Genomic DNA, 2,500 nt, shown 5'->3' with positions numbered 1-2,500 from the left:
ACAACCCTGACCACCAGCTAAGGCCCCCAAATCATGGCTAAGTGTGAAAGGATGTGGGGATCCCAAAACAACCAGGATGTTGGCTTAGAAGCAGCCATCATTTAAAGAAAGCGTAACAGCTCACTGGTCTAGACAAGGGTTCCTGCGCCGACAATGTAACGGGGCTCAAGCCATGTGCCGAAGCTGTGGATGTGATCGCAAGATCACGTGGTAGCGGAGCGTTCCGTAAGCCTGCGAAGGGATACTCGTGAGAGATCCTGGAGGTATCGGAAGTGCGAATGCTGACATGAGTAACGACAAACAGTGTGAGAGACACTGTCGCCGAAAGTCCAAGGGTTCCTGCGTAAAGCTAATCTGCGCAGGGTTAGCCGGCTCCTAAGGCGAGGCCGAAAGGCGTAGTCGATGGGAATGGGGTGAATATTCCCCAGCCTGCGGGTAGTGACGAATCCCGTGTATTGTACGGTCTTATTGGATTGACCGTGCCGTGAAGGGGTTCCAGGAAATAGCTCCCGCGTATAGACCGTACCCTAAACCGACACAGGTGGACTGGTAGAGTATACCAAGGCGCTTGAGAGAATGGTGCTGAAGGAACTCGGCAAATTGCCTCCGTAACTTCGGGAGAAGGAGGCCCTGTACTTGGGCAACCAGGTATAGGGGGCACAGACTAGGGGGTAGCGACTGTTTACCTAAAACACAGGGCTCTGCGAAGCCGTAAGGCGACGTATAGGGTCTGACGCCTGCCCGGTGCCGGAAGGTTAAGAGGAGAGGTGCAAGCTTTGAATCGAAGCCCCGGTAAACGGCGGCCGTAACTATAACGGTCCTAAGGTAGCGAAATTCCTTGTCGGGTAAGTTCCGACCTGCACGAATGGCGTAACGACTTCCCCGCTGTCTCCAGCACCCGCTCAGTGAAATTGAATTCCCCGTGAAGATGCGGGGTTCCCGCGGTCAGACGGAAAGACCCCATGAACCTTTACTACAACTTTGCACTGGTATTCGTGTTTGCATGTGTAGGATAGGTGGTAGGCTTTGAAGTTCGGGCGCCAGCTCGGATGGAGCCATCCTTGAAATACCACCCTTGTGAATATGGATATCTAACCGCGGCCCGTCATCCGGGTCCGGGACAGTGCATGGTGGGTAGTTTGACTGGGGCGGTCGCCTCCCAAAGTGTAACGGAGGCGCGCGATGGTGGGCTCAGAGCGGTCGGAAATCGCTCGTCGAGTGCAATGGCATAAGCCCGCCTGACTGCGAGACTGACAAGTCGAGCAGAGTCGAAAGACGGCCATAGTGATCCGGTGGTCCCACGTGGACGGGCCATCGCTCAACGGATAAAAGGTACTCTGGGGATAACAGGCTGATGATGCCCAAGAGTCCATATCGACGGCATCGTTTGGCACCTCGATGTCGACTCATCACATCCTGGGGCTGGAGAAGGTCCCAAGGGTTCGGCTGTTCGCCGATTAAAGTGGTACGTGAGTTGGGTTCAGAACGTCGTGAGACAGTTCGGTCCCTATCTGCCGTGGGTGTAGGAAAATTGAGAGGATCTGTCCTTAGTACGAGAGGACCGGGATGGACGTACCTCTGGTGGACCTGTTGTGGCGCCAGCCGCATTGCAGGGTAGCTACGTACGGACGGGATAACCGCTGAAAGCATCTAAGCGGGAAACCCACCTCAAAACGAGTTTTCCCTTGAGAGTCGTGGTAGACCACCACGTCGATAGGCCGGGTGTGGAAGTGCGGCAACGCATGTAGCTTACCGGTACTAATCACTCGATAGGCTTGATCGCCCTCATTAATCCATGCTCATCCCGACGGATGAAGCGTCAGTGACAACAGCTTCTTCAAATCCGATACGAACTTTGCCGGCCTGGTGGTCATGGCGAGGAGCCTGAACCCGATCCCATTCCGAACTCGGCCGTTAAACTCCTCCGCGCCAATGGTACTTTGTCTTAAGACACGGGAGAGTAGGTCGCCGCCAGGCCTGCAAAGTTCGTATCCAATCTCTCTTCACACCCTTTCAAAAAGCCCCGACGCGCAGAAATGCCCGCCGGGGCTTTTTGTCGTCCGCGAACAGCGGAAGGTGGGGGGCGACGGCCCGGCTCCGGCGGCAACACAACACGGCCCGCTCCATGCGAAACATAAGAGCCGCCCCAAGGCGCTGCCGCCGGTGGGGGGAGGGGGCGGACAGCCGCCAGGACAACCATGTTCCCCAACAGACGCGATCCACGATGCAACCGCCGAACGGCGGGTAACCAAAGGTCGCGCTCCAAGCCCCGCAGCACCCCGAAGCGAACCCGCCGCCCAGGCTGAGATGACGCGCCTGAAAGCAACCGACAAGCCGCGCGCGTGAGCAGCGGCACAGGCAACAACACAAGCAGAGCGTCAGGCATCTGAACACCCCTCACGCTCGCAGGCGCGATCCACGCGCCGACATCGCCCACAACAAACGCCCCCCACCTAAACGCATCCCTACCCACACAAGCCTCCCACAAAGCAGCACTCAG

At 57.2% G+C, this 2,500-nt stretch carries 2 rRNA genes (1 of these 2 cut by a window edge); both read left to right on the top strand.

Annotation, left to right across the window (positions count from 1 at the left end):
* Positions 1–1,783, top strand: a 23S ribosomal RNA gene (locus BUB39_RS22690) (it extends 981 nt beyond the left edge of the window).
* 79 nt (positions 1,784–1,862) lie between these two features.
* A 5S ribosomal RNA gene (rrf, locus tag BUB39_RS22685) occupies positions 1,863–1,977 on the top strand.
* Positions 1,978–2,500: the final 523 nt, after the last annotated feature.

The sequence above is a fragment of the Kaistia soli DSM 19436 genome (assembly GCF_900129325.1).
Classification (GTDB): domain Bacteria; phylum Pseudomonadota; class Alphaproteobacteria; order Rhizobiales; family Kaistiaceae; genus Kaistia; species Kaistia soli.
Note: the sequence above shows the minus strand (reverse complement) of the source record. Positions and strands in the feature narration are given on the sequence as shown.